Annotated in this window: 24 protein-coding genes; 8 read left to right on the forward strand and 16 right to left on the reverse strand. The window is 66.0% G+C overall.

The genetic code is table 11. From position 1 onward, the window contains the following. Positions 1–89 precede the first annotated feature (89 nt). The 5 genes from LY44_RS09590 to LY44_RS09605 form a co-directional block, all read right to left on the reverse strand. On the reverse strand, positions 90–362 hold the full coding sequence (locus LY44_RS09590; RefSeq protein ID WP_055210065.1) for an NfeD family protein: 273 nt from the start codon (positions 360–362) through the stop codon (positions 90–92). A 2-nt stretch (positions 363–364) separates the two neighbouring features. Continuing rightward, positions 365–1,240, reverse strand: a complete 876-nt coding sequence (locus tag LY44_RS09595) for an SPFH domain-containing protein (protein WP_055210538.1) — start codon at positions 1,238–1,240, stop codon at positions 365–367. Between the two features lie 69 nt (positions 1,241–1,309). After that, positions 1,310–1,465 carry a hypothetical protein gene (locus LY44_RS17935; protein WP_013069096.1) on the reverse strand — a complete coding sequence of 52 codons (156 nt, stop codon included), beginning with the start codon at positions 1,463–1,465 and terminating at the stop codon, positions 1,310–1,312. Then, positions 1,466–1,702, reverse strand: coding sequence for a GlsB/YeaQ/YmgE family stress response membrane protein (locus tag LY44_RS09600; RefSeq protein WP_055210064.1), 237 nt, complete (start codon positions 1,700–1,702; stop codon positions 1,466–1,468). Positions 1,703–1,786: 84 nt separating this feature from the next. Then, positions 1,787–2,965: a MalY/PatB family protein gene (locus tag LY44_RS09605; protein ID WP_055210536.1), complete on the reverse strand. Its 1,179-nt coding sequence runs from the start codon at positions 2,963–2,965 to the stop codon at positions 1,787–1,789. 181 nt (positions 2,966–3,146) lie between these two features. Here LY44_RS09605 and def (LY44_RS09610) point away from each other — a divergent pair, with 181 nt between their 5' ends. From def (LY44_RS09610) to fmt, 3 genes are read left to right on the forward strand one after another with little or no spacing between them, the layout of a single operon-like run. Continuing rightward, a complete protein-coding gene (gene def / locus LY44_RS09610) occupies positions 3,147–3,677 on the forward strand; it encodes a peptide deformylase (protein WP_055210534.1) in 531 nt (176 codons plus the stop codon). Next, positions 3,678–4,187 carry a peptide deformylase gene (gene def, locus LY44_RS09615; RefSeq protein ID WP_055210062.1) on the forward strand — a complete coding sequence of 170 codons (510 nt, stop codon included), beginning with the start codon at positions 3,678–3,680 and terminating at the stop codon, positions 4,185–4,187. It abuts the gene before it with no gap. Beyond that, entirely contained in the window at positions 4,187–5,080 is an 894-nt protein-coding gene (gene fmt / locus LY44_RS09620) for a methionyl-tRNA formyltransferase (protein ID WP_055210060.1), read from the forward strand. The genes def (LY44_RS09615) and fmt overlap by 1 nt, the downstream gene beginning before the upstream one ends. A gap of 3 nt (positions 5,081–5,083) precedes the next feature. Here the strand turns inward: fmt and LY44_RS09625 are convergent, their stop codons facing one another. Further along, on the reverse strand, positions 5,084–5,431 hold the full coding sequence (locus LY44_RS09625) for a hypothetical protein (RefSeq protein ID WP_055210058.1): 348 nt from the start codon (positions 5,429–5,431) through the stop codon (positions 5,084–5,086). A gap of 178 nt (positions 5,432–5,609) precedes the next feature. Between LY44_RS09625 and LY44_RS09630 the strand changes: the two genes are divergently transcribed. Beyond that, positions 5,610–6,776 (forward strand): lytic murein transglycosylase, encoded by a 1,167-nt coding sequence (locus LY44_RS09630; protein ID WP_055210056.1) that lies wholly within the window; start codon positions 5,610–5,612, stop codon positions 6,774–6,776. Here LY44_RS09630 and LY44_RS09635 read toward each other — a convergent pair whose 3' ends face one another. Next, entirely contained in the window at positions 6,777–8,249 is a 1,473-nt protein-coding gene (locus LY44_RS09635) for an HlyD family type I secretion periplasmic adaptor subunit (RefSeq protein WP_111396003.1), read from the reverse strand. It abuts the gene before it with no gap. Beyond that, entirely contained in the window at positions 8,246–9,982 is a 1,737-nt protein-coding gene (locus LY44_RS09640) for a type I secretion system permease/ATPase (RefSeq protein ID WP_055210054.1), read from the reverse strand. Before LY44_RS09640 ends, LY44_RS09635 begins: the two co-directional genes overlap by 4 nt. A 223-nt stretch (positions 9,983–10,205) precedes the next feature. Here LY44_RS09640 and LY44_RS09645 point away from each other — a divergent pair, with 223 nt between their 5' ends. Both LY44_RS09645 and LY44_RS09650 read left to right on the forward strand, forming a co-directional pair. Beyond that, positions 10,206–10,952: an MlaA family lipoprotein gene (locus LY44_RS09645; RefSeq protein ID WP_055210052.1), complete on the forward strand. Its 747-nt coding sequence runs from the start codon at positions 10,206–10,208 to the stop codon at positions 10,950–10,952. Further along, entirely contained in the window at positions 10,942–11,547 is a 606-nt protein-coding gene (locus LY44_RS09650; RefSeq protein ID WP_223230710.1) for an MlaC/ttg2D family ABC transporter substrate-binding protein, read from the forward strand. Before LY44_RS09645 ends, LY44_RS09650 begins: the two co-directional genes overlap by 11 nt. Positions 11,548–11,604: 57 nt before the next feature. Here LY44_RS09650 and LY44_RS09655 read toward each other — a convergent pair whose 3' ends face one another. After that, positions 11,605–13,878, reverse strand: a complete 2,274-nt coding sequence (locus LY44_RS09655; RefSeq protein ID WP_055210048.1) for a transglycosylase domain-containing protein — start codon at positions 13,876–13,878, stop codon at positions 11,605–11,607. Between the two features lie 259 nt (positions 13,879–14,137). Here LY44_RS09655 and LY44_RS09660 point away from each other — a divergent pair, with 259 nt between their 5' ends. Both LY44_RS09660 and LY44_RS09665 read left to right on the forward strand, forming a co-directional pair. Beyond that, complete coding sequence (locus LY44_RS09660; RefSeq protein WP_013069083.1) at positions 14,138–14,476, forward strand: P-II family nitrogen regulator; 339 nt, start codon at positions 14,138–14,140, stop codon at positions 14,474–14,476. A gap of 23 nt (positions 14,477–14,499) precedes the next feature. Beyond that, positions 14,500–15,861, forward strand: coding sequence for an ammonium transporter (locus tag LY44_RS09665; protein WP_055210046.1), 1,362 nt, complete (start codon positions 14,500–14,502; stop codon positions 15,859–15,861). 52 nt (positions 15,862–15,913) lie between these two features. Here LY44_RS09665 and LY44_RS09670 read toward each other — a convergent pair whose 3' ends face one another. The 7 genes from LY44_RS09670 to LY44_RS09700 all read right to left on the reverse strand — a co-directional run bounded on the left by LY44_RS09670 (position 15,914) and on the right by LY44_RS09700 (position 22,267). Continuing rightward, the gene (locus tag LY44_RS09670; protein ID WP_055210044.1) at positions 15,914–17,470 is read right to left on the reverse strand and encodes a DHA2 family efflux MFS transporter permease subunit; all 1,557 of its coding nucleotides are present in this window, start codon (positions 17,468–17,470) and stop codon (positions 15,914–15,916) included. A gap of 3 nt (positions 17,471–17,473) precedes the next feature. Next, positions 17,474–18,556 carry an HlyD family secretion protein gene (locus LY44_RS09675; protein WP_055210042.1) on the reverse strand — a complete coding sequence of 361 codons (1,083 nt, stop codon included), beginning with the start codon at positions 18,554–18,556 and terminating at the stop codon, positions 17,474–17,476. Then, positions 18,546–19,004 carry a MarR family winged helix-turn-helix transcriptional regulator gene (locus LY44_RS09680; protein WP_081024462.1) on the reverse strand — a complete coding sequence of 153 codons (459 nt, stop codon included), beginning with the start codon at positions 19,002–19,004 and terminating at the stop codon, positions 18,546–18,548. The genes LY44_RS09675 and LY44_RS09680 overlap by 11 nt, the downstream gene beginning before the upstream one ends. Before the next feature lie 114 nt (positions 19,005–19,118). Beyond that, entirely contained in the window at positions 19,119–20,300 is a 1,182-nt protein-coding gene (locus tag LY44_RS09685) for an amino acid aminotransferase (protein ID WP_055210530.1), read from the reverse strand. Further along, positions 20,300–21,157 (reverse strand): 3-mercaptopyruvate sulfurtransferase, encoded by an 858-nt coding sequence (gene sseA, locus LY44_RS09690; RefSeq protein ID WP_055210038.1) that lies wholly within the window; start codon positions 21,155–21,157, stop codon positions 20,300–20,302. Before sseA ends, LY44_RS09685 begins: the two co-directional genes overlap by 1 nt. A gap of 65 nt (positions 21,158–21,222) precedes the next feature. After that, positions 21,223–21,696, reverse strand: coding sequence for an SsrA-binding protein SmpB (gene smpB, locus LY44_RS09695; RefSeq protein ID WP_013069076.1), 474 nt, complete (start codon positions 21,694–21,696; stop codon positions 21,223–21,225). Between the two features lie 76 nt (positions 21,697–21,772). Then, on the reverse strand, positions 21,773–22,267 hold the full coding sequence (locus LY44_RS09700; protein WP_055210036.1) for a hypothetical protein: 495 nt from the start codon (positions 22,265–22,267) through the stop codon (positions 21,773–21,775). Positions 22,268–22,845: the final 578 nt, after the last annotated feature.

Genomic DNA, 22,845 nt, shown 5'->3' on the forward strand with positions numbered 1-22,845 from the left:
TCTCCTGATTTGCCACCTGCGTCTCTACGCCGCAGCCGTCGAGTCGTCCAGAACCTAGATCAATTCCAGTTCCTGAATGTGACGATTTTTCAGTTCTCGTTGATGTCGTGATCCCAGATCCGGGTCTGCCCCGCCCGGACCCCGGCCAGTTTGCGCGCGATCAGCCAGACCGCGATCGCCGCCACCGTCATCACCAGAATCAGCGCGGGCAAGCTGCCGCCGAGCCAGCCGAGCCAAAGCAGCCCGGCCACCAGAAGCGCCCCGGCGGCAAAGCCGAGCAGGAAAAAGCCGGGCAGCAGCATCTCGGCCCCGCCCATCACCGCCGCCGCCACCACCCAGACCCAGGGTTCTTGCCACCACATGATCACTTCTTCCACATCTTGAAGGCCTCGCCAAAGGCTTCAAGCGCCGAGGTGGGCAGCAGCACCGTCTGCTTGCCGGCGCCCGCCGCAACCTTGGCCACGGCGTCGACCTGTTTCAGCGCCACCTGATATTGCGCCGCCTCGATGCCGTTCTTCGCGATCGCCTCGGCGATCACCGAGGTCGCGAAAGCCTCGGCCTCGGCGGTGACGCGGATCGCCTTGGCGGCCTGTTCAGCGGCGTAAAGATCGGCATCCGCCGCCAGTTCCACCGCCCGCTTGCGGCCCTCGGCCTCCATCACCTGCGCCCGCCGCGCCCGTTCGGCGTTCAGCTGCTGCAACATCGCGGCGCGGGTGGCCTCGTCCAGATTCACATCCAGAATCTCGGTCCGGGTGACTTCAATCCCCCAGTCGTCGACGACGTTCGAAACGTTGTCGCGGATATGGGTGATCAGCTGCGACCGGTTCGACTGCACGGTGTCCAGCTCCATCTGCCCGATCTGCGAGCGCACGATCCCGGCGACGGTGGTGGCGATGGCGGCGTCGATATCGCGGATCCGGTAGACGGTCTTTTCCGGCTCGATCACCCGGTAAAAGACCGAGGTATCGACCTGCACCAGCACGTTGTCGGCGGTGATCGCATCTTGCCGCGTGGTGGGCAGTTGCCGCTCCAGCACCGAGATCTTGTGTGCGACGCGGTCAAGGAAGGGCACGATGAAGTTGATGCCGGGCCCCAGCACGGCGCGCAGGCGGCCGAACCGCTCGACCACGTGTTTTTCGGATTGCGGCACGATCCGCACGCCAAGGAAAACGCAAAGGATCAGGAACAGGGCGACGGCCAGCATGATCGCATTGCCGCCGATGAAATCGGATGGAGTGATCGGGTCCAAGGGAACCTCCCGTGTGAAACTGCCCTCAATATGGGGGCAGGTCGCGGGCGGCGGAAGGGGTTACGGCTCGGGAACCAGTTTCAGCCCGACCAGGATCGCGACGACGACGACGGCCCAGCCGCCCGGGCGGCTCATCAGCCAGATGCCGATCGCCGCAAGCGCCCAGATCAGCCGCAGGGACGCGGTGCCCGCAAAGCCGAGGAAGGGACCCCACATCTAGCGGCGGCCCCAGCGCTGCCAGGCCCAGATCAGCGCCATGGCACCGAGGACGGCGCCGACGAGCCCGGCCATCAGCCCCATGACCGAGATCAGGAACCGCAGCACAAGGCCGCCGATCAGCGCGCCGAAGATGCCAAGGGCGATGGTGGTGGGAATGTCGGTGTTCACTTTCATCAGCCGCGTCGCAAGGTAGCCTGCGGCGGTGCCGATGATCAGGAAGGTGATGATGGGCATGGGGGCCTCCCGTTCACGCCTGCCGAATATGGGGGCAGGCGGGAGGGTTGGAAAGGCCCCCCCCCGTCAGGCAAGCTGTCGCGGTTATTGCAGATCGGCGAAGGCCTGTTTCAGCCGGGTCGCCGCCTCGATCACCCGCGCCCGCGGCGTGGCGAGGTTGAAGCGCAGGAAACCGTCACCGCCGAGGCCAAAGGTGGCGCCATGGTTCGCGGCGATCTTCGCGGCCTTTTCCACCCGCGCGATGAATTCGGCCGTGCCCATGCCGGTCCCCGAGAAATCGACCCAGGCCAGATAGGTGGCCTCAAGCGGCATCGATCTGACGCCCGGGATCGTGTTCACGATCGCGTCGAAGGCCTGCCGGTTGCCCTCAAGATAGGTATTCAGCGCATCGACCCAGGCCGCGCCCTCGGGGGAATAGGCGGCGGTGGCCATGGCGATGCCGAAGCTGTTCGCCGAAATCCCCAGCGCCGCCATGGTTGCGGCAAACTGCCCCCGCAGCGCCGGATCGGCGATGATCACATTGCCCGAATGGCCGCCCGCGATGTTGAAGGTCTTGGTCGTCGCCGTCATCATCACCACCGGCTGATCGGGCGCGGCGACGGCCATCGGAACATGCTTGTGCCCGGGCATCACCAGATCATGGTGGATCTCGTCCGAGACGAGGATCAGGTTGTGGCGCTTGGCGAATTCGGCGGTGGCCTTCAGCTCGGCCTCGGTCCAGACCCGCCCGCCCGGATTGTGCGGCGAGCACAGGATCAGCATCTTCGCCGACCCGTCCATCTGCGCCTCCCAGGCGTCGAAATCCATTTCATAGCGGCCCTCGACCTGCACCAGCGGGCATTCGACCACCTTGCGCCCCGAAGCGCGGATGACCCGGGCAAAGGCGTGATAGACCGGCGTCATCAGCATGATGCCATCGCCCGGTTCGGTGAAGGCATGCAGGCACAGCGCCGTGCCGTTTACCAGCCCATGCGTGGTGAAGATCCAGTCGGGCTGCACGGTCCAGCCGTGCCGGTTCGCCATCCACCACGCAATCGCGGCCTGATAGGCGCTTTCGTCGCCCCAATAGCCGTAGACGCCCTGTTGCAGCAGCCCTTGCAACGCATCCTGCACCGCCTGCGGCGGGCGGAAATCCATGTCCGCCACCCACATCGCGATTCCCTCCTGCGGGGAAACGCCATAAAGGCTCTCCATGCAGTCCCATTTCACCGAATGGGTGCCGATGCGGTCGATGACTTCGTCGAAGTCGGGAAGGGCGGTCATGGCAGGCTCCTGGTCGTGTCGTCTTGCTGTGTCGTTCTTGATGAAAGTGATATTCCGGTCCAATGTTCCAGTGAAGATGAAATAATTGGAACTTTGTCCCGAAATTTTGCCATTTTGCAGAACGCGGCTGCGCGCAAAGGTCGCCATTGCACGACCGGCCCGCATCCAATAAAAAATGCGCATGACAACGCGCCCCATCCTGATCCATCCCGATCCCCGGCTCAAGAAGCTTTGCGACCCCGTCGCAGCGCTGGACGACACCATTCGCCAACTGGCCGACGACATGCTGGAAACCATGTATGACGCCCCCGGCGTCGGCTTGGCGGCGCCGCAGATCGGCGTCATGGCGCGCCTCTTCGTGATGGATTGCGCGAAGGAAAAGACCGGCTTCCCCGAGGCCATGGTGATGATCAATCCGGAAATCACCTGGGTCTCCGAGGAAAAGAACGTCCACGAGGAAGGCTGCCTCTCGCTGCCCGAGCAATATGCCGACGTGACCCGCCCGAAAGAGGTGCGGATGCGCTGGCTTGGCCTGGACGGGCAGATGCACGAGGAACAGTTCGACGGGCTCTGGGCGACCTGCGCGCAGCATGAGCTGGATCACCTGAACGGCAAGCTCTTCATCGATCATCTGGGCCCGCTGAAGCGGCAGATGGTCACCCGCAAGCTGGAAAAGCTGAAGCGGGAATGGGCCCGCGAGGGGCGGGGCTAGGTGGCCGTCCGTCCCTTCATCCGCTTCGACGACAAGCGGCTGCATACCGCCGCGGAGCCGGTGACCGACATCACCGACGAGATCCGCGCGATCTGGGCCGACATGGTCGACACGATGGAGGCGATGCCCGGTCAGGGGGTCGGTCTGGCGGCGCCACAGATCGGCGTGATGCTGCGGCTGGCCGTTGTCGATGCCTCGGAAGCGCGGGGGCAGGCGATCGTGATGGCGAATCCCGAGGTGTTGCATGCTTCGGGTCAGATGCGCGACCATGACGAAGCCAGCCCGAACCTGCCCGGCGTCTGGGCGACGATTTCGCGGCCGCGGGCGGTGACGGTGCGGTTCCTGAATGCGGCGGGCGAGATCGAAGAGCGCGATTTCGTCCATCTCTGGGCGACCTCGGTGCAGCACCAGATCGACCATCTGAACGGCAAGACCTATGTCGATCACCTCAGCATGTTGAAGCGCAAGATGCTGGTGGCGAAATCGGCAAAATTCGCGAAGAAAGCCTGATGCGCGTCATCTTCATGGGAACGCCCGAATTTTCGGTGCCGGTGCTGGAGGCGCTCGCCGCCCGGCACGAGGTCGTGGCCGTCTACAGCCAGCCGCCCCGGCCCGCCGGGCGCGGCAAGGCTTTGCGGCCCTCGCCAGTGCAGGCCCGGGCCGAGGCCTTGAGCCTGCCGGTCCGCCATCCCCTGAATTTCAAGGCGGCCGAGGAGCGCGCGGCCTTTGCCGATCTGAACGCCGATATCGCGGTTGTCGTCGCCTACGGGCTGATCCTGCCGCAGGCGGTGCTGGATGCGCCGAAACGCGGCTGTCTGAACATTCACGCCTCGCTTTTGCCGCGCTGGCGGGGCGCGGCGCCGATTCACCGGGCGATCCTGTCGGGCGATGCGGAAACCGGGATCTGCATCATGCAGATGGAGGCGGGGCTGGACACCGGCCCGGTGCTGTTGCGCGAAAAGCTGGCGATCGGCGCCACCGAAACGACCGGCGAATTGCATGACCGGCTGAGCGCGATGGGCGCGCGGATGATCTGCGAGACGCTTGACCGGCTCGACAGCCTGACCCCCGAGGGACAGCCCGAAACGGGCGTGACCTATGCCGCCAAGATCGACAAGGCCGAGGCGAAGATCGACTGGAGCCGCCCCGCGGCGGAACTGGTGCGGCTGGTGAACGGGCTCTCGCCCTTTCCGGGGGCCTGGTGCGAGGTGGCGGGCGAGCGGGTGAAACTGCTGCGCGCCGATCTGGTCGCCGGGGCCGGGGAACCGGGAACGGTGCTGCAGGGCTTCGACATCGCCTGCGGCGCGGGGGCGCTTCGGGTGCTGGAAGCGCAACGGGAGGGCAAGAAACCGATGCCCTCCGCGGAAATTCTCAAAGGTCTGGCGCTGCCCGCGCGGCTGTGACGTTTACGCCGGGGGCATGAAGCCGAGCGGCGTGCGATCCTCGCGTTCGAAATCGAGCGCGGGGCCATGGCGCACCGGGGTTTCGCGCTTGGTCGAGCAGATCAGCTCGAAGCCATCCACCTCGGCGGCGACGATCAGCGCGGTGGCAACGGGGCGTTCGCCGTCGAAGATCTGGACATGGCCGCGCAGATTGGTGACCTGCGCCGCATCCAGCGAAAAGCCGCCCGACCAGCGTTTCAGGATCGGCCAGACACGGCCCCCGGCATGAACGCTGAGCCGCGCCGAGCGTTTGCTGTCGCGCCGGGTCGCCTCGCGCAGGCCGGCCAGAATTTCTTTCGACAAGAACTCCATCTTACCCTCCAGCGGGCTGCCCCTCCCTGGGCAACCCTCGTGCCAAGTGTGTGATGTAAGGCGTAAAAATCAAGTGAATACCTGATGACGCCGCACTGACGTGCCGTAAACGCAACGCCCGGTTGCCCCGCGCCCCGGTGCCGATTACCCTGCGGCAAGGTCATTTCCGGAGAAGCCGATGCGATCCCCTCTTGCCCCATTGATGTTCAGCCTGTGCCTGCCCCTTGCCGCCCATGCCGAATGCGGCGGAAATTTTTCCGGCTTCGTCGCGGGGCTGAAGGCCGAGATGCAGCGCAACGGCCTGTCCGCCGCGACGGCTGATTCGTTTTTCGCGGGCGTGCGGCAGGAGGAGCGGGTGCTGAAAGCCGACCGGGCGCAGGGCGTGTTCCGGAAAAGCTTTCTGGATTTTCAGGCTTCGGTGATCTCGAAGAACCGGCTGCAGATGGGCGCGGCGATGGCGCAGAAATATGCGGGCATCTTTGATGCGGCCGAAAGCCAATACGGCGTCTCGCGTGGGGTGCTTTTGGCCTTCTGGGGGCTGGAGACCGATTTCGGCAAGGTGCAGGGCGATTTCAACACCCGCGATGCGCTGGTGACGCTGGCGCATGACTGCCGCCGCCCGGAGCTGTTCCGGCCGCAGGTTCTGGCCGCGGCCGAGCTTTACGCGCGCGGCGATTTCGACCCGGCCCGCAGCCTTGGTGCCTGGGCGGGCGAGATCGGGCAGGTGCAGATGCTGCCCGCCGACATCCTGCGCAACGGCGTCGATGGCGATGGCGACGGGCATGTGAACCTCAAGGGCTCCAGCGCCGATGCGCTGATGTCGGGGGCGAAGATGATCGCCTCGATGGGCTGGCGTCCGGGCGAGCCGTGGTTGCAGGAAATCATCGTCCCCGATCAGATGGACTGGGCGCAGACCGGGCTTGACCGCAGCCTGTCCACCGCCGATTGGGCGCGGATGGGGGTGGTGCCGCGGTCGGGGCGGTTTGCGGGCGCGCAGGGCTCGGTGCTTTTGCCGATGGGGCGCAAGGGCCCGGCCTTCATGGCCTATCCGAATTTCCGCGTGCTCTTTGAATGGAACAAGAGCTTTGTCTATGTCACCACCGCCGCCTATTTTGCGACCCGGCTGGAAGGCGCCCCCCGGATCGATCCGCGCGCGGCGGACCCGGGGCTGTCGCCCGCGCAGATGAAGGCGTTGCAGGCGCGGCTGCAGGCGCGCGGCCATGATGTCGGGCCGATCGACGGCATCCTGGGCGAAAAGACCCGCGAGGCCGTGCAGATCGAACAGGCCCGTCTGGGCCTGCCCGCCGATGCCTGGCCGACGCCCGCGCTGCTGGACCGGCTCTGATCACTCCTCGCGGAAGGCGCGGACGAAGTAATCGGTGAAAGGCCTGGTCAGATAGGCCAGCGGGCTGCGTTCGCCGGTGCGGATATAGACTTCGGCGGGCATGCCGGGCAGCAGCTGCAACGCCCCCAGCTTTTCCGCCTCGCCCGGGTTCAGCATCACCTCGGCGCGGAAATAGGACATGCGCGAGGCTTCGTCGACCAGTGCATCTGCCGAAATCTGCGTCACCTGGCCGAAAAGCTCGGGCGTCGTGCGGCTGGCAAAGGCCGGGAAGCGCAGCGCCACCGGCTGACCGATTCGCACCTCGTCGATGTTGATCGGCGAGATCTGCGCCGCCACCAGCAGCGGCCGGTCCTGCGGCACGATGTAAAGCACGGGCTCGGCCGGGCGGATCACCGCGCGCGGCGTCGTCACCGTCATCGCATAGACGATCCCGCCCACCGGCGCGCGCATGTCGAGCCGCTCGATCTGCTCGGTCAGCGACCGGCGCCGTTCGGCCAGCTCCAGCTCGCGATAGCCGATGTCGCGCAGCTCGGTTTCGGCATCCTCGCGCCGCTGCGAGGTCAGCCGCAAGGATTCCAGTTCCAGCTCGGTCACCTTGCCCTCGGCCTGGGCCTTTTGCGCCACCAGCGCGCCGACCTGACCTGCCAGATTGGCCGCCTCGCGCTGCAGCGCCAGCACCCGGCTGGCCTGGGCAAGACCCTTGTCCAGCAGCTGCTGCTGGTCGACCAGTTCCCGCGCGATCAGCGCTTCCTGTTGCTCGGTGGCGCTGCGCTGCGCCTCGATGCCGCCGATCTGCGCCCGGGTCTGGTCGCCGCGTTTCGTCACCTGATCAAGCGCCTTGCGCAGCGTCTGCGCCCGCGCCTCGAACAGCCGCCGCTGCCCCTCGACCAGCTCGGCCACATCGGGCCGGGTCTGCGCCGCCTCCAGCAGTTCGGGATGGAAACGGATCTCGGGCGCATCGGCCCGTTCCGCCTCCAGCCGCCCGCGCCGGGCCAGAAGCTCGAAGAACTGCCCCTCGACGATCGATCGTTCCGACCGCACCAGATCGCCGTCGAGCCGGATCAAGAGCTGCCCGGCGGTGACGGTATCGCCCTCGTGCACCCGGATCTCGGCGACAACGCCGCCATCGGGATGCTGCACCACCTGCCGGTGCTGATCGACCTCGATCTGTCCCGAGGCGATGACCGCCCCGGCGATCGAGGAGACCACCGACCAGAGCCCGAAGCCCCCGACCAGAACCGCCAGCGTCACATAGCCGATCAGCAGTGCCGCACGGGGCGAGATCCGCGTCTCGGGCGGGGGGGCGATGGTCGGCTCGATCCGGTGCGCCGGGGCGGGAAGGCCGGTCCCCGTCAGCGGCAGCGCGCTCGCCTCGGCGGGGGCGGGCGTCTTGCGGCTCGGGATCGCCCGGCGCAGGGCCGCCGCCGCCTCGGAGGCCTCGGCCTCGGGGCCGGAAGTCGGCTTGCGAGTCATGCCACGCCTCCCGGTCCGGCGCCGCGGCTCAGATCGGCGGCATTCTGCACCATCGCTTTCAACACCTCTTCCCGCGGACCGAAGGCCCGCCGCATCCCCGCTTCCAGCACCAGAAGCGTGTCGCATTCCGCAATCGCCGCGGGCCGGTGTGCCATGATCAGCACCGCGCCGCCCGCCGCCTTCATGCCCCGCACCGCGGTGTTGAGCGCCATCGAGCCCTCGTTGTCGAGGTTCGCGTTCGGCTCGTCGAGCACCAGCAGCACCGGGTTGCCGTAAAGCGCCCGGGCCAGCCCGACGCGCTGGATCTGCCCGCCCGAAAGCCGCCCGCCCGCCTGCGAGACCTTGGTGTCATAGCCCTCGGGCAGATCGAGGATGAGCTGATGCGCCGCCGCCCGTTTCGCGGCATCGACGATCATTTCCGGGTCGGGGGTCGGCGACAGCCGGGCGATGTTTTCCGCGATCGTGCCGTCGAACAGCGTCACCCGCTGCGGCAGATAGCCGATCAGCCCGCCCAGCACGTCGGGGTCGTAGTGATCGAGCGCCGCGCCATCAAGCCGGATCGCGCCGTTCGCTGGGCGCCAGACGCCGCAGATCGCCCGTGCCAGCGTCGATTTCCCCGCGCCGGACGGGCCGATGATGCCGAGCGCCTGCCCGGGCTCGACGCGAAAGGACACCGCCCGCAGGGTCGCGCTTTGCGTGCCCGGCGGCACCACCGTCAGCGCCTGCGCCTCGAGCAGCGCGCGCGGACGCGGCAGGGGGGTGCGCGGCGTCTCGCGCGGGATCGAGGTCAGCAGCAGCGACAGCCGCCCCCAGCCCTCGCGGGCGCGGGCGACCAGCGCCCAGCCGCCCACCGCCTGCTCGACCGGCGCGAGCGCCCGCCCCATCAGGATCGAGCCCGCCACCATCGCCCCGGCGGTCATCTCGCCCTTGAGCACGACATAGGCGCCCATGGCGAGGATCGCCGATTGCAGGAAGGCGCGGAAGGTCTTGGTGAAGGTGGAAAAGCTGCCGCCCAGATCGGTGGCGCTCAGCATCGCATCGACCGCGCGTTCGCGCGACTTGCGCCAGCGCAGGAACGAGGCCCCGCGCATCCCCAGCGCCTGCACCAGCTCCGCCTCGTCGCGCAGCTGGTCGGCCAGCCGGTCCGAGGCGATCTGCGCCCCGGTCGCGGTCTGCAGCGGTTTCGCCGTCATCGACTGGTTGAGCAGCGTCACCCCGATCAGAAGCGCCCCGCCCGCGATCGACAGGAAACCGAGATAGGGATGGAAGAGGAAGATCGCGCAGAGAAAGACCGGCACCCAGGGAATGTCGAACAGCGCCAGAAACACCGGCGAGGCCAGCAGCTTGTTGACCGCATCGAGATCGCGCAACCCGGCCATCGCCACCGGATCGTTCGGCACCATGCCGTTGCGGCGCAGCGCCGCCTCGAAGACGCGTGATTCGAGATCGGCCTGAAACCGCGCGCCCACCCGCGCCATCAGCCGCGCCCGCGCCAGATCCAGCAGCCCCATCGCCGCAAACAGGAAGACGACCAGCAGGAACAGCGCCGTCAGCGTCTCGACCGAGCGCGCGCCGAGCACGCGGTCATAGACCTGCAGCATGAAGATCGGCCCGGTCAGCATCAGCAGATTCACGAAAGCCGAAAACACGCCGACGCTCAGAAACAGACGGGCGCTGGCCGATCTTGCGGCCCGCAATTCCGCCTTGCCGGCTGCAAGTTCATCTCGTTTCATTCCGCCCTCATTGTCGCGGGACAGGATCTTCTGCCCAAATCTTGTCTGAACGCAAAAACGTTAACGCATCGAGCTCACAAAATCGCGCAGGGCGCCTTGTTTCTGCGCCTCTGTCTCCTTATTGCTTCTTGGGGTTTTACCGAAATCGAGACGGATGTCACCTGTCTTGACGCAGCGCGCCGAAGACGAGCCCCGGCCGCACCCGAGAAGACACGAGGGGTTGATGGAAAAGAGATTTGGCCTCGTCCTGATCGCAGGTCTTGCGCTTTCCGGTTGCGCCGGAGGGCCGCAGTCGGCCGAGCCCGGCGGTTTCAACGACCCGATGGAAGGCGTCAACCGCAAGGTGCACGGCTTCAACAAGGGCGTCGACACGCTGCTGTTCAAGGCCGGGCCCGGTCAGCCGCGCAGCATCGACAACGGCTTCACCCGGGCGGTGTCGCATGCCGGCGCGAACCTGTCGCTGCCCGGCAAGGTGGTCAATTCGCTGCTGCAGGGCCGTCCCGAGCCCGCGGTGAAGAACACGTTCCGCTTCGTCATCAACTCGACGATCGGTCTGGCGGGGCTGTTCGATCCGGCGGGCACCAGCTTTGCCCTGCCCGAACAGGACACCGATTTCGGCGAGACGCTGGCGGTCTGGGGCATGGGCGAGGGCGCCTATGTGGAACTGCCGGTCTACGGTCCCTCGACCGCGCGGGATGCGGTGGGACGGGTCGTCGACATCGCGATGAATCCGGTCGGCTCGGTGCTGGAAGGCGCCGATGCTACGGCCGCCTCTGCCACCCGGGTCGCGGGCAAGGTCGCCGACCGCAAACGCTTCGGGGGCGTGATCGAATCGGTGCTTTACGACAGTGCGGACAGCTATGCGCAATCGCGGCTGCTCTATCTGCAGATGCGCCGCCACCAGCTTGCAGGCAAGGAGAATGACGATGCACAGGCCTGGGACCCTTATGAAGACCCCTATGCGCAGTGATCGCCGCCATCTGCTGCTGGGCGGGGCCGCGGCCCTGGTCGCGGCCGTCGTGCTGCGCCCGGGGGCCGCGCTGGCGCTGACCGAGGATCAGGCGAAGGCGCTGATCGACAAGGCGGTGACCGACGTGAACGCCGCCATCGCCTCCGGCAAGACCGGGCAGGCGCTTTATACGATGTTCGAAGACCTCTACATGCGCTATGCTGACGTGCCGACGATCGCGCGTTCGGTTCTGGGCACGGCGTCGCGCACGGCGAGCCCGGCGCAGATGCAGGCCTTTACCCTCGCCTTCCGCGGCTATGTCTCGCGCAAATACGGCAAGCGCTTCCGCGAATTCAGCGCCACCCGCTTCGAGGTCGTCGGCGCGCGCAAGGTGAAGACCTTCATCGAGGTGAAGTCGATCGCCTACATGCCGGGCGAGGCGCCCTTCGAGGTGCTCTGGCATGTCTCGGACAAGTCGGGCAAGAACCTGTTCTTCAACATGATCATCGAAGGCGTCAACATGCTGGCGGCCGAGCGCACGGAAATCGGCGCGATGATCGACGCCCGGCGCGGCAATCTCGACCAGCTGATCGCGGATCTGAAAACCGCCCAGTAAACCGCCGGGCGGCAGAAGGAAAAGAAAAACGCGGCCCCCCGGGGCCGCGTTTTTTGGTCAGTACAGCTGGCGCAGCATCGAATCGATCGCCTCGCCAAAGGATTGCGGCCCCTGCCGCTGCGGCGCGGGCGGCGCCTGCGGCACCGGCCGGTCCGAGGTCACCAGCTGGCCATCCACCACCGGCACGCCGCCCTCGGGGATCGGATCGCCCGAGGACCAGGCCCGACCGGGATAGACATTGTTCGGATCGGGCTGGCCGCGCCATTCCTCGGGCAGGGCCATCGGCAGGGGCGTCACCGGTTGGCCTTCCTCGACCCGGACCATCACCTCGTGCCAGATCTGCGCGGGCAGACCGCCCCCCGTCACGCCCGTCAGCGGCCGGTTGTCGTCATAGCCCATCCAGACGCCCGCCACGTAATCGGCGGTGAAGCCGATGAACCAGGCATCGCGGGCGGCCTGGGTGGTGCCGGTCTTGCCCGCCACCTGTCGCCCGTCCAGCCGCGCCCGCATCCCGGTGCCCTGCTCGACGCCCTGATGCATCATCCACATCAGCTCGCGCGCGGCCTTTTCGGAAATCACCCGCTCGCCGATGCCGGTCTGGGCGCCGAAGAGCGGCTCTTGCTCGCCCTTCAGCCGCAGGTCTGTCAGCCCGTAGGGCCGCACCGAGGAGCCGCCGTTCAGGATGCCGGCATAGGCGCCGGTCATCTCGAGCAGCGTCGATTCCGACACGCCAAGCGCCAGCGCCGGCCCCGCCGCCAGATCCGAGGCGAAGCCGAAATCCGACGCGACCTTGCGCACCGCATCCAGCCCGACCGACTGGCTGACCCGCACCGTCGCGGTGTTGATCGATTTCGCCAAGGCCCGCCAGATCGGGATCGGTCCGAGAAAGTCCTTGTCGTAGTTCTTCGGCGACCACGGCCCCGAGCCGCGCACGTTGATCGTCAGCGGCGCATCCTCGACGATCGAATCCGGCGTCCAGCCCAGATCCAGCGCCGCCGCATAGACGAAGGGCTTGAAGGTCGAGCCGGTCTGCCGCTTCGCCTGGGTCGCCCGGTTGAACGCCCCCGAGACCTTGGTCTTGCGCCCGCCGACCATCGCCCGCACCGCGCCATCGGCCGACATCACCACGATCGCCGCCTCGGCGGTGGAGCCGTCCTTGACCCTGGTGTCGAAGATCGATTTCAGCGCCTCCTCGGCCGCGGTCTGGATGCGCTGATCCAGCGTCGTGCGGATCACCACATCGGCGGTGGCATTCTTGCCGAAGTAATCGGGGATGCTGTCCATCACCCAATCGGCGAAATAGCCGCCCGCCCGGGCCTGCGCCGCCTCGGAGAGCGTCGCCGGATGGGCGCGGGCGTCCTGCCATTGCGCATCGGTCAGATAGCCCTGCTCATGCATCAGCGCCAGAACCATCCCGGCCCGGTCCTGCGAGCGTTTCAGGTTCGTCGTCGGCGCATAGGTCGAGGGCGCCTTGAGCAGCCCGGCCAGCATCGCCGCCTGCTGCGGGTTCACATTCGTCGCCGAAATCCCGAAATAGCGCTGCGCCGCGGCTTCGAAACCGCGCGCCCCCGCGCCCAGATAGGCGCGGTTGAAATAGACCGTCAGGATCTCGTTCTTGGAATATTTGACCTCCATCGCCAGCGCATAGGGAATTTCCTTGATCTTGCGCTTGATCCCGCCCGAGCGGCAGTCGGTCTCGTAGTCCGCCTCGGTCTTCCAGCGTTTCGGATCATAGGCGGTGCCAAGGCACAGAAGCTTCGCCACCTGCTGGGTGATCGTCGAGCCGCCGTTGCCTTCCAGCGGGCCGCGGCCCTCGGAGAGGTTGATCGCGATCGCCGAGGCGATGCCGCGCGGGCTGACGCCGAAATGGCGGTAAAAGCGCTTGTCCTCGGTGGCGATGATCGCGTTCTTGAGGAAGGGCGAGACGTTTTCCGCGGTGGTCTGGCCGCCAAAGGTCTCGCCGCGCCAGGCGAAGACCTGGCCCGCATTGTCGATCAGCGTGACCGAGCCGCGGTTGCGGCCATCCAGCAGCGCGGTGTAATCGGGCAGCTGGCTGTAGAAGTAGAACGTCGCAAGGCCAAGGATGATGCCGACCACCGCCGTCGTGCGCCAGACCGCGCCCCAGATCACCGCGAAAAGGAAGCCGAACAGCCCCAGCACCAGCCCGGACAGGCCGCCGCCGCCCCGTCGCGGCGGTCGCGGGCTGCGGGGCTTGCGCGGCGTCTTCGGCTTGCCCGGTGGCGGCGTCTTCGCCCCGGACTGCGTCGCCTGCCGTGATGCGTAGCGCCTGTCCGCCACCAGCGGCCTTTGCCGCCCGCCTGTTCCTGCCATTTCCGCCCCGGTGCCTGCTCTGCCGCGCAACTTACACCGCCGGAAACGGGATGTGGAGACGCCTCGCGTCACGATTCGGTTTTTCGAAAGCTTAAATATAAGGCTCTGCGCACAATTTGTGCGTTCTCGGGCTGGAATCGGTTTTTCACTGCCGCGGGTTTAAGCAGCTTTTCTTGTGCGAAGCGCTTTGCCCGCGCCTTGATACACTCATAACGGTGCCCCGGGCATCGGAGCGGCTGACAATAGGAAGGGACATCACGTGAAACTCATCATTGCAGCGATCAAACCGTTCAAGCTGGAGGAGGTCCGCGAGGCGCTGACCGGCATCGGCGTGCGCGGGATGATGGTGACGGAAATCAAGGGCTTCGGCGCGCAGTCGGGGCATACGGAAATTTATCGCGGCGCCGAATATGCGGTCAATTTCGTGCCGAAGGTGAAGCTTGAAATCGTCGTCGCCGACAATCTGGCCGACGAGGTGGTCGAGACGATCCTGAAAGCGGCGAAGACCGACAAGATCGGCGACGGCAAGATCTTCGTGCTTGACGTCAATCAGGCCGTGCGGGTGCGCACCGGCGAAGCTGGCGACGAAGCGCTGTAAGAACCACAGGGGAAACAGGGACAATGAACAATCTGACCAAACTGACGGGTCTTGCGGCGGCGCTGGCCGCTGCGGCCCTGCCTGCCTTTGCGCAGGAAGCGGCCGCGCCGGTGGCGGAAGCCGTTGCCACCGTCACCGAAGCCGCGGCGCCGATCGTCGACAAGGGCGATGTCGCCTGGATGATGACCTCGACGCTGCTCGTGCTGTTCATGATCATTCCGGGCCTCGCGCTGTTCTACGGCGGTCTGGTGCGCAGCAAGAACATGCTGTCGGTGCTGATGCAGACGACGATGATCACCTCGGTGGTGATGATCGTCTGGGTGCTTTGGGGCTATTCCTTCGCCTTTGGCGGCGGCACCAACCCGTTCTGGGGCGGTCTGGGCAAGGTCTTCCTGGCCGGTGTGAATGGCGACAGCCTGGCGGCCACCTTCACCGATGGCGTGATGCTGCCGGAATATGTGTTCATCGCCTTCCAGATGACCTTCGCCGCGATCACGCCCGCGCTTTATGTCGGTGCCTTCGCCGAGCGGATGAAATTCTCGGCGGTGATCCTGTTCACCGTGCTCTGGGTCACCGTGGTCTATTTCCCGATCGCCCACATGGTCTGGGATGCCTCGGGTCTGATCTTCAACTGGGGCGCCATCGACTTTGCCGGCGGCACCGTGGTGCATATCAACGCCGGGATCACCGGTCTGATGGCGGCGATCGTTCTGGGCCCGCGCGTCGGCTTCGGCCGCGAGAACATGGCCCCGCATTCGATGACGCTGACCATGGTGGGCGCGATGATGCTCTGGGTCGGCTGGTTCGGCTTCAACGCCGGGTCCAACCTCGAGGCGACCTCGGGCGCGACGCTGGCGATGCTGAACACCTTTGTCGCCACCGCTGCCGCCGTCGTCAGCTGGTCGGCCACCGAAGCGCTGTTCCGCGGCAAGGCCTCGGGTCTGGGCGCGGCCTCGGGCATGGTCGCCGGTCTGGTGGCGATCACCCCGGCTTGCGGCACCTCGGGCCCGGTCGGTGCGATCCTGCTTGGCCTGATCGTCTCGCCGGTGTGCTACTTCTTCGTCACCAAGGTGAAGGCGATGTTCAAATACGACGACAGCCTTGACGTTTTCGGCGTGCATGGCATCGGCGGGATCGTCGGCGCGGTGATGACCGGCGTGCTGATGGCCCCCGGCTTCGGCGGCACCGGCGGCGACGATTTCTCGATCGTGTCGCAGGTGATCATCCAGATCAAGGCGGTCGTCGTGACCATCGTCTGGGCTGGCGTGGGCTCGCTTGTGCTGCTCTACATCGTCAAGGTCGTCACCGGCCTGCGCGTGGCCACCGATGACGAGCGTCAGGGCCTTGACCTGACGACCCATGGCGAAAGCGCCTACCACTCGTAAGGGCTTGCTGCGCAAGATCGAAAGGCCCGGGGTTTTCCCGGGCCTTTTGCATTCAGTCTGCGTGGGCGGGGGGCGCGCTGACCCCGGGGGGCGCGGCGACCGGGCGGCGCAAAAGGAAGGCCAGCGGCAGGGCCGCCAACGTGATCCACATCAGCGCCTCGAAATCATCGACATAGGCCACCATCGCCGCCTGCGCGGTGACGATCTGGTTCACCACCGCCCAGAACGCGCCCTCGCCATATTGCGCCGTCATCGATTGCAGCATCGCGCCCCCGGCGCCGCTCATCATCCCGCTGAAATTCGGATCATATAGCGAGATGTTGGCGACCAGCTCGGTGTGGCTGATCTGGGTGTTGCGGGTCAAAAGCAGGGTGACGATGGAAATCCCGATCGAGGAGCCGATGTTGCGCACCAGACTGAAAAGCGCCGTCGCATCGCCGCGAAACTGCGGCGCGATGGTGGCGAAAACCACGGTCGAGAGCGGCACGAAGACCAGCCCCAGCCCAAGCCCCTGCACGAAGCCCGAGACGATGATCGGCGTCGCGTTCATCTGCGGCCCGAAGCCCGTCATGATGTAAAGCGACCAGGAGGTGAACAGAAGCCCGGTGATCACCAGCTTGCGCGCATCGACGACGCGCAGGAGTTTCCCCGCCGCGATCATCATGATCATCGTGCCGACGCCCCGCGGCGCCATCACCATCCCCGTGGTGATGACGGGATAGCCAAAGAGCGCCGAGAGCATCGGCGGCAACAGCGCCAGCGAGGCCAGAAGCACGATGCCGACGATGAAGATCAGCACCAGCCCGGTGGCGAAATTGCGGTCGGCGAACATCTTCGGGTCCAGAAACGGATGCTCCACCCCCATGATCCAGATCACGAAGACCCAGAAGCCGCAAACCGAGATCGCCAGCTCGATCCAGATCTCGACCGAGTTGAACCAATCCACCTCGCCGCCGCGGTCAAGCATCAGTTGAAGCGCGCCGACGCCCAGCCCCAAGGCGGCAAAGCCGACGAAATCAAAGAGCCGGACCCGCCGCGGCATCTGCGGCAGATAGGCGGCCAGCCCCGCCAGTGCGATGATGCCCAAAGGCAGGTTGATGAAAAACACCCAGCGCCAGTTCAGCGTCTCGGTCAGATAGCCGCCCAAGGTCGGCCCGATGATCGGCCCGACCATGATCCCCGCGCCCCAGATCGCCATCGCCTGACCGTGCTTTTCGCGCGGGTTGATGTCGAGGAGGAAGGTCTGCGACAGCGGCACGATGGCGGCGCCGAAGACCCCCTGCGCCATGCGGAAGAACACCATGGATTCAAGGCTCCAGGCGATGCCGCACAGCATCGAGGTCAGCACGAACCCGGCCACCGAGGCGATGAAGACCTCTTTCCGGCCGAAGCGTTCGGACATCCAGCCCGACAGCGGCGTGACGATCGCCGAGGCGACGATGTAAGAGGTCAGCACCCAGTTGATCGTATCGGCCGAGGCGCCAAGGTCGGCCCGCATCGAGGGCAGGGCGACATTGGCGATGGTGGTGTCGAGCACCTGCATGATCGTGGCCAGCATCAAGGACGCGGTGATCAACCCGTGATGCTTGACCGGAACGGGGCCCTGCATGGCTCAGTTCCCGGCGGTCGCGGGCTGGCCCTCGACCCGCATCACCAGCGCGTCAAGGTTGGTAGCGGCCTTGGTGTCGACGGTGACGGCGGCCGAAAGCCCGGTGCGCAGGGCGGGAAGCTCGCCCGTTTCGGTCAGGCGCAGCGTGACCGGCACGCGCTGCGTGACCTTGACCCAGTTGCCGGTGGCGTTCTGCGCCGGCAGCAGCGAAAACTCCGCCCCGGTGCCCGCGCCGACGGCCGCGACCACCGCTTCGAATTCCTTGCCGGGGAAGGTGTCGAATTCCACCTCGGCCCTTTGCCCCGGGGCCATCTTGCCGATCTGGGTTTCCTTGAAATTCGCCTCGATCCAGGTGTCGCCGGTTTCGACCAGCGAAAACAGCGCCGCGCCCGCGGCGACGAACTGGCCGGGCTTGAAGCTGTCGGCCTTGGTGATCACGCCATCGACGGGGGCGCTGACCGTGGTCAGGCCCAGATTGTAGGCGGCCTTTTCGCGCGCGGTCAGCGCCGCCATCACCATCGGATGGGCATCGGTCGCGACCTGCGGATCGCCGCCCAGCGCGGCCAGCGCGGCGGCCACGCCCTGTTTCGCCGCCGCCAGACTTTCCAGCGCCGAGCTGGCATCATGCCGGGCCGCATCCAGCGCCGATTCCGTGCCCGCGCCGCGGCCGGTGATCGCCTCCTGCCGCTTCAGCTCGGATGCCAGATAATCGGCGGTGTCCTGCGCCACCTGTTCCTGCGCCTGCGCCAGATTATAGGCCGCGCGCAGCTGGGCGACCTGCAGCCGCGCCTGCGCCAGCGCCGCATCGGCCTGGGCAAGGGCGATCCGGTAGGGCTCGGGATCGACGCGGAAGAGCGGTTGCCCCGCCGTCACGCGGTCGTTGTCCTTCACGAAAACCTCGGTCACCCGGCCCGAGATGTCCGAGGCGACGGAGAGGCGCGCCTGTTGCACGGCGGCATTCTCGGTCGATTCGTAGCGGCCCGAGTCGAGCCAGACCCAGCCGCCCGCCAGCACCAGAACGACCGGCAGCGTGGCCATCAGCAGTTTCTTCGGCGATTTCTTTTGGGCTTGCATCTCAGCGGTCATGGTCGGTCTCGGTCGGTTGCGAAAGGTTGCAGATCATCCGGCGCAGCATCGCCGTCATCATCTCGGTTGCGTCGGGGGGAAGGCCCGCCAAGGCCTCGGCATAGATGCAGTCGGCGATGTGGCGGGCGGCGCCGATCTGGGCGCGGGTCTGGTCGGTGGCATGAACGATGCGGATGCGCCGGTCATTCGGATCGGGGCGGCGTTCCACCCAGCCCGCCTCGGCCATCCGGTCGACAAGGCGCGAGAGCGAAATCGGCTCGATTTCCAGAAGTTCCGCCAGCCGCGCCTGCGGCAGCGGGCCGTGCCGCATCAGATTGACCAGCAGCCGCCATTGCGCCGAGGTCAGGCCAAGCTCTGCCGCCTGGCCCTCGAACCGCTTGCGCAAGAGCCGCGTCACGTCCTGCATCAGAAAGCCGAGGCTTTCGCGGGGTATGTCACACTCGCTCATCATCCCTCCTGTGGAGATGAGCAGATATATTATAAGCGTGCTTATGATATCAAGTGACAGAACATGCAAAAGGGCGACCCCGGGGGGCCGCCCTTGCACAGTCTTTGTGCGAAATCACACCCCGGCGGCGATGATCGCCCGGGCAAGGATCGGCACGGTCTTCGCGTTCAGCCCGGCGATGTTCAGCCGCGAATCGCCGACCATGTAGATCGCATTGTCGAGGCGCATCTTTTCGACCTGCTCGGCCGACGCGCCCAGCCGCGAGAACATGCCGCGATGACGGGCGACGAAATCGAACCGGTCCGAATTCGACAGCTGCCGCAGCTCCGCCGCCAGCTGCTCGCGCAGGCCCAGCATGCCTTTACGGACCTCCTCAAGCTCGGTCATCCATTCCGCCCGCAGGGTCGGATCGGTCAGCACCATCGTCACCAGCCGCGCGCCGTGATCGGGCGAGAACGAGTAATTCTGACGGTTCAGATAGGCGAGGGTGCCCTGCGTCACTTCTTTCGAGGCTGCATCGGAGAGCACCAGCAGGCAGCCGGTGCGTTCGCGGTAGATGCCGAAATTCTTCGAGCACGACGCGGCAATCATCACCTCGGGTAGGCGCGAAGCAATGAGGCGGGTGCCCGCGGCGTCCTCTTCCAGACCATCGCCGAAGCCCTGATAGGCGAGGTCGATCATCGGCACGGCGCCCTTGGCCTCGAGCAGGTCGGCGACGGCCGCCCATTGATCGAGCGTCAGGTTCGCGCCCGTGGGGTTGTGGCAGCAGCCGTGCAGCAACACGACATCGCCCGCCTTGATCGCCTGCAGATCCTCCATCATCGCGTCGAAAGCCACCGCACGGGCGGCGCTATCGAAATAGCGATAAAGCTTGTAGTCCTGCTTCATGAAGGCGAGGATCGACAGGTGGTTCGGCCAGGTCGGGTCCGAGACCCAGACGGTGCAGCCCGGATTGGCCAGACGCGCAAGCTCGAACGCCTGACGGCAGGCGCCGGTGCCGCCCACGGTCGCAAGGCACGACAGACGATCGGCCGGATAATCCGCGCCCAGCACCATCTCCGCCATCGCGGCATGGAAGGCAGGCTCGCCCGCCAGCGCGGTGTAGGTCTTGCTGGTTTCCGTTTCCCAAAGCTGCTTTTCGGCCGATTTGATCGCCCGCATCACCGGGGTCCGGCCATCGGCGTCCTTGTAGACACCGACGCCAAGGTCGATCTTCTCCGCGCGCGGATCGGCGCGGAACTGCCCCATCAGCGCCAAGATCTTGTCGGGCGCCTGAGCTTTGAGGGAATTGAACATCATGCTTCTCCGGTTGCGACGCGCAGGTCGTTGAACATGCCCCATTCGGCCCAGGAGCCGTCATAAAGGGCGTGATTGCGGTGGCCGATGCGTTCCAGCGCCAGCACCAGCACGGCGGCGGAAACGCCCGAGCCGCAGGTGGCGATGACCGGTTTCGCAAGGTCCACGCCCGCCGCCGTGAAGACCGCGCGCAGGTCTTCGGGCGATTTCATCGTGTTCGCCTCGGTCAGCACCGCATTCCACGGCACGTTCTTCGAGCCGGGAATGTGCCCCGAGCGCAGGCCGGGCCGCGGTTCGGGATCGGTGCCGAGGAAGCGGCCACGCGGCCGGGCGTCGATGATCTCGTGATCACCGAGCTTCGAGGCATGCGCCACCTGCGTCACGTCCTTGATCAGCGCGGCCTGCCGCTGCACCGTCATGTGCCGGTCGCGCGGGATCGGCGCCATGTCCTCGGTCTCGCGGCCCTCGGCCAGCCATTTCGGCAGACCGCCATCCAGCACGGCGACATCGGTCTTGCCCATCAGCCGGAACAGCCACCAGACCCGCGGCGCAGAAAAGATGCCCAGCTGGTCATAGATCACCACCTGATGGCCGTCGCCCACGCCCATCGCCCGCATCCGGGACATGAACTTCTCGACCGGCGGCGCCATGTGCGGCAGCTCGGACCTTGTGTCGGAAATCTCGTCGATATCGAAGAACCGCGCCCCCGGAATATGGGCGCTTGCATAGCCCGCCTTCGCATCGCGTTCCATCGCAGGCAGGAACCAAGAGGCATCGAGCACCCGCAAATCCGGGTCGCGCAGATGCGCCTCGAGCCAGTCGGTGGAAACCAGTGTTTTCGGATCGTCCAAAGCCATTGCGCACCCTCCCGTCATCGCTTCGTGCTTAGACTCAGGCGCGCAGCGGGGCAAGGGCAGAGGGCCTATCCGTTCTGCTTCAAAAGCCGTTGTTTTTGCCGGTTCCAGTCGCGTTTGGCCTCGGTTTCGCGTTTGTCGGCCAGTTTCTTGCCCTTGGCGACGCCCAGCTTCAACTTCACCTTGCCGCGATCATTGAAATAAAGCGCCAGCGGCACCAGGGTCATCCCCTCGCGGCCGACCGCGGTCCAAAGCCGCGCCAGCTCCTTCTTCGAGACCAGAAGCTTGCGGTGCCGCCGCTCCTCATGGCCGAAGACGCTCGCCTGCTGATAGGCGGCGATATAGGAGTTGATCAGCCACAGCTCGCCATTCTCGATGCTGGCATAGCTTTCCGCGATGTTCGACTGTCCGGTGCGCAGCGCCTTCACCTCGGAGCCGAGCAGCATGATCCCGGCCTCGAGATCGCTCTCGATGGCATAATGGTAACGGGCCTGCCGGTTCTCGGCGATAAGCTTGGAATTGGGATCGGATTTCTGCGCCATGATCGTCCTGAGATAGGCGAGAGGCCGCGGCCTGTCCAGTGCGGCTTGGGGCGGCGCAGGCGCCGCCCCGGGTCGGTCACTGATTCTGCTGGCAGGCGACGGCGGCTTCCAGCGCGGCATGGCTATCGGTCAGGTCGATCGACATCACCTCGCCCTCCGCGTTCGACAGGCTCAGCGTCTGTTTCTGCGCGATGTCCATCAGGAAGTCGGCGCTGTCGAAACCGATGTCGAGACCGGGCAGCCCGTCCAGATGCAGGCCCTTGCCCTCGCCCTGATAGACCTGACCATCGACATCGAAGGAGATCGGATAGGTCTTGTCATCCTCGATATCGCCCCAGTCGGCATTCATCGCCATCAGATAGCCATTGCCCTGTTCCGGGTCGAAGCCGATCCGCACATCCGAGCCATCCTCGAATTCGGCATTGATCAGGCAGCCGTTGCCGATCGTCGGATCGACCAGCACATCCCAGACGCCCACCGTCCCGACCGTCACCAGATCCTGCGCCATCCCGGCCGCAGGCACCATGCACAGGGCAGCCACCATCAGGCCGCGCAAACCGCGTCTCATCATCTTCCATCTCCCTTGGGGCGGGCCCGACTGACCCGGCCTCCGGTTTCAAGCATAGAGATTCCCGCGCGCGTGCCAATCCTGCGCAACGCGCCCGTCGCCGTGCCGTCCCTGCGCGGGATTCGGGCCCCACGTGGGATTCGGCCCTCGGTTGGGGGATTCGCGCCGCGACAAGGGGGGAGGTGCGGGACGGCCCCGGAGTTTCCGGCGCGATCTGCCAACGTCCCGGCCGAGCATTTCCTGGTGTTTTGTGAGTTGGTGGCAGAAATTTTGTGGATTTTTGAAAAAGGGGGTTGCGGAGGTTGGTGGGTATCCGTAGAAGACCCCTCACCGAAGCGACGGTGGTTGCGGAAGGAAGCGGACGGAAGCGCAAGCGACTGAAAGCAAACGGAAAACTGGAGATGATACTGGCTGGATGCGCCAAGGGATTGGTGCTGACGGTTGTTTTTGTTTCCTTGCTCTTTGACATTGATGCTATCTGAAGAGATATGTGGGCGGTTTGGTCGTGCAAGCGACTGCGGACCGAGCGCGTATCGCACTCTAGGCCTTGTGCCGATGATGAGTGTTGTCAGCTTCACTGT

It is taken from the genome of Rhodobacter capsulatus, assembly GCF_003254295.1.
Lineage (GTDB): Bacteria > Pseudomonadota > Alphaproteobacteria > Rhodobacterales > Rhodobacteraceae > Rhodobacter > Rhodobacter capsulatus.